We start from the raw sequence: 3244 nt of genomic DNA, 5'->3' as shown, positions 1-3244 counted from the left end.
GCGCTCGACCTGAAGCACTGCGCGCTCTTCCGCGCTCAGGTGGCTGTACTGTTTTCCCATCGCGACACCCTACACTCCGCCGGGTGTTGCACTTGGAAGTTGAGTCTGCCAAGTTGTAGTCGCCGATCGTGCTGTCGAGCACGGCGCGATCATACGCATAATTTGCGGCATACCAGCGATGTCGGCCGCTCGTGTCGGTCACTATCTCCGGGCGCCCTAGCCGATCCGCATGCGTGAAGTACAGCTGCCCACCTCGCACGAAGCCGATCGGCTCGCTGCCCATCCAGATATGATCGGTCCACTGCCCGCTCGTCACCTCTGACATCAGCGTGTTTTGCCCGCCGTGTACGAATCGAGTGCTGCCCAACGGTCCGCTCTTGGCTGTCCGCTGACCAAGAGCATTGACCACATACGTCGTGGTTCCCGCTGGATATGTCGTGGTGACGTAGTTCGGATTGGTGTCGGTTACCCCCACATCGCGCGAGACTGATGACAGACGGTTGAATCCATCATAGTGGTAAGTCGAATTCGATCCATTCCATGACTTCGTCCGCCGGTTGCCACGTCCGTCGTAAGTGAATTGATGATCCGACGACAACAGCCTATTGCTGCCCGGCTGCGTGGTGTAGCTCTCATTTGATAGCCACTGGTGATACGTCCGATTGCCGTTGGCATCGAACGTAAAGCTCTGGTTGCCCGCGGGCGAAGCGATACTGGTCAACCGGGACAACGTGTCATAACTGAAGTCCTGGTTGTACTGCGTTCGCGACCAATTCTGGATAGAGATCACTTCGTCAACGGCGTTGTAGCCGTAAGTGTGACCAAGCCACCCGTGGTCGTGGGTGATCGTCAAACGGCCGTCCAGATCGTACTCGCGATCCTTCACAGTGGCGTTGCCGTACACCATTCGCGTCATCGCCCCTGTTGGCGAGTACTTGAACTGATCGGCCACAGTGCGGGTAACACCGCTGATCGTGGCCTGGATTACAGCGAGCCTGCCTCGATGGTAGCCGTAACCCACAGACGTGCCACTAGCATAGCTAATGCCACCGAGACGGCCGACTGCATCGTAGGCGTAGTGCGTCCAATCGTCCGAGGTCGGCGTCACATCGCGTGTGATAGCGATGGCGCCCTCAGGGGTATAGCCGAAGTGACGGGTGCTCGTTGGAGAGTCGGCGTTGCACAAGCGGCCCTTGCCATTACCGCACCAGTCGTACCCGTAAGCGAGCGTGGCATCGCCGCTCGTGCTCCCGATCAGCCGCCCCAGTCCGTCGTAGGTGTAGGCCAGCCAGCTGCCGTCGTTACGCGTCATCCGGGCGCTCAAACAGCACGACTGGTTCAACGCACTGGCCGACGACGGCGTCATGCAGTCCGACTGGAACGTCAAATACGACTACGCACGCACCACGCTGGGCGAGTTCGACAACCTGCACAGCGACCACGTCAAGAACGCCCGGGCACTCAAGAGCGCCGACTGGGGCGGCCGCCAGGCGCCGGAAGACCGCAGCATCTTCGACTTCCACCGCGACGAGTTCGCGCACTTCAAGCAGGAGTGGGAGAAGAACCGTGGCGCGCCCACTTATGTCACGTTCCTCGACCCGGACAAGCGCAAGGCGGATTTCAAGCGCGAAGCTGACGCCATGGATGAAGTGAAGGCCTACATGAAGGAGCACCCGACCTATCACCCGGGGCATAACGATTGGGTGCTGGAGCCGTAGGGTTGCGTATCAGGACTCGCGTCAGCACGAAGAAAAGGAAAGTGGAATGCTAACTACCGCAAATAAAACAATAATGGCAAAGATGGGCTACCCGAAGGCTGAAAAATCATCCCAATGCGATCGGATGTAATCTGCCACTAATGAATCGAAATTTTCGTCCCCCCAAATAGTTTGATCACACTCTTCCAAAATCTCTAGGCGCGCACCTTTAAGATCATCATTTTTAAAGGACACCCCTGTTGATGTGCTTCCAAGAAGCCGGCCGCTAGAAACAATTAATTTATAATTCACGCAAGCATTTGCTGCACTATCCGCGCCAACCTCTCTGAACGCACTCTCAATGTCGTCTATCTCGACTGGAAAACCATACAAATACGAGAACCCACCATTGTCTATCACTCCCTTAGCCCACCAAGCAGTAACAACTGCTCGCACTGGAGCAGGAAGACTGGACAGGTCCTTATCAGCCCGGCCCGCAAGCCCCCGCAAGTAGAGGCTCTCAACAAAATCGAAGTCAGATGACTGGCGGTCCATTGTACTCCGGCGACTCCTCATGCATGGGTAGCAAAATACTACAGAAAAGGCAGCTCATGGGATCACGAAATAATCCACCCCCATTTCTTAGGTGCTGCAGATAATCTTTAATTTCCGGCTGCTGCGATGCCTTAACCTCATCCAAGCACTGTTGGGCCTGCTGCGCAGTCATCTTCGAAGGGTCAATATTATTTCGACTCAGGAAGTTTTACACATGACTTCCAACTGCCTGGTTGTACGACCGATGACCTCGATCAAAGTAATGCTGCACCTTTCCAGTGGTCGAATTCTGGAATACCCCCCTGGCTTCGAGAGAAAAATTGTAGCGATTTATTATCTGACGAGGGACATAGTGATGTCCCTGCAAACCCAAAAAGTCGACATTCGAGATCGGGTTAGCACCGACGTATCCGTGGGTATTTACCCCTCCCCTTAAACCAATCGGATCACTCTGCAAGTACGTCCCGGTACGCCCGTCATAGTCGCGGAAGCCGTTGTACCAGCGACGTCCCCCCGCTTTCAGTAGCGGAACTGTCTGGAGTCCGGCTCTTATCGTAGCGGTTTCACCGCCAGCTGTTGGGCATAGGCGGCAGGCGTTAGCCCGCCGAGCGATTTCTTCGGCCGCTCTTCGTTGTACTCCCGCCGCCAACGCTCAATCTCGGTCCGCGCGTGCAGCAGTGTCGGGAACCAGTGCTCATTGAGGCATTCGTCGCGCAGGCGCCCGTTGAACGATTCGACGTAGGCGTTCTGGTTCGGTTTGCCCGGCTGGATCAGGCGCAACGCCACGCCACGCTCGTGCGCCCAAGCCACCATCGCCCTGCCGCAGAATTCCTTGCCGTTGTCGGTCCGGATCACCTTCGGCAGGCCACGGCTGAGTGCCGGGCGGTCCAGCACACGGCTGACGCCGTGGCCCGAAATCGCACGCTCGACCTCGATTGTCACCGCCTCGTGGCTGGCGTCATCCACGATCACCAGGCTCTTGATGACACGGC

At 56.9% G+C, this 3244-nt stretch carries 4 protein-coding genes and 1 pseudogene; 1 reads left to right on the top strand and 4 read right to left on the bottom strand.

Annotated features, from left to right (window positions below; all coding sequences use genetic code 11):
- Positions 1–1312, bottom strand: a pseudogene (locus ABE487_RS17160) (hypothetical protein); the annotation flags it as partial.
- 52 nt (positions 1313–1364) lie between these two features.
- Between ABE487_RS17160 and ABE487_RS17155 the strand changes: the two are divergent.
- On the top strand, positions 1365–1718 hold the full coding sequence (locus ABE487_RS17155; protein ID WP_346452826.1) for a hypothetical protein: 354 nt from the start codon (positions 1365–1367) through the stop codon (positions 1716–1718).
- Positions 1719–1805: 87 nt separating this feature from the next.
- On the opposite strand, the gene ABE487_RS17150 is transcribed toward ABE487_RS17155, so the two are convergent.
- The 3 genes from ABE487_RS17150 to ABE487_RS17140 all read right to left on the bottom strand — a co-directional run.
- Positions 1806–2252 (bottom strand): DUF4375 domain-containing protein, encoded by a 447-nt coding sequence (locus ABE487_RS17150; RefSeq protein WP_346452825.1) that lies wholly within the window; start codon positions 2250–2252, stop codon positions 1806–1808.
- Between the two features lie 208 nt (positions 2253–2460).
- Complete coding sequence (locus ABE487_RS17145; protein ID WP_346452824.1) at positions 2461–2901, bottom strand: RHS repeat-associated core domain-containing protein; 441 nt, start codon at positions 2899–2901, stop codon at positions 2461–2463.
- On the bottom strand, positions 2802–3244 hold a 443-nt coding region (locus ABE487_RS17140; protein ID WP_346452823.1), incomplete at its 5' end, for an integrase core domain-containing protein. The genes ABE487_RS17140 and ABE487_RS17145, both read right to left, overlap by 100 nt.

The sequence above is a fragment of the Luteimonas sp. TWI596 genome (assembly GCF_039674105.1).
Lineage (GTDB): Bacteria > Pseudomonadota > Gammaproteobacteria > Xanthomonadales > Xanthomonadaceae > Luteimonas.
This window is presented reverse-complemented; position numbering and strand designations above follow the sequence as displayed.